At 59.1% G+C, this 538-nt stretch carries 1 protein-coding gene; it reads left to right on the top strand.

Features of this window, described 5'->3' with window-relative positions:
* Window positions 1-538 (top strand): class I SAM-dependent methyltransferase (locus A5791_RS23920; RefSeq protein ID WP_156661580.1); only part of this gene is annotated, 538 nt, incomplete at both ends.

Here is a 538-nt window from a genome sequence, read left to right as displayed (position 1 = left end):
TCGGCTGCGGCTGGGGCGGGGCACTGGTACGGGCGATCGAAAAGTTCGACGTCAACGTCATCGGAATCACTCTGAGCCGCAACCAGTTCGAATACAGCAAGGCCAAGCTGGCCAACATCCCGACGCAGCGCAACGTCGAGGTGCGGCTGCAGGGTTGGGAGGAGTTCACCGACAGGGTCGACCGGATCGTCACCATCGGCGCGTTCGAAGCGTTCAAGATGGAGCGTTACGCCGCTTTCTTCGAACGCTCCTACGACGTTCTTCCCGACGATGGCCGGATGCTGTTGCACACGATTTTGACGTATCAATGGCAAGAGATGCCGGCGCGCGGCATAACGCTGACAATGAGCGATATTCGATTCGCGCGATTCATCGCCACAGAGATTTTTCCGGGCGGGCAGCTACCGGCCCGGGAAGATATTTTCAAGTTTGCCCAGGAAGCGGGGTTCTCGGTCGAAAAGGTGCAACTGCTCCGTGAGCATTACGAGCAGACGCTGAACATTTGGGCGGCCAATCTGGAGGCCAACCGCGAGCAGGC

The sequence above is a fragment of the Mycobacterium sp. 852002-51163_SCH5372311 genome (assembly GCF_001667115.1).
Classification (GTDB): Bacteria; Actinomycetota; Actinomycetes; order Mycobacteriales; family Mycobacteriaceae; genus Mycobacterium.
This window is presented reverse-complemented; position numbering and strand designations above follow the sequence as displayed.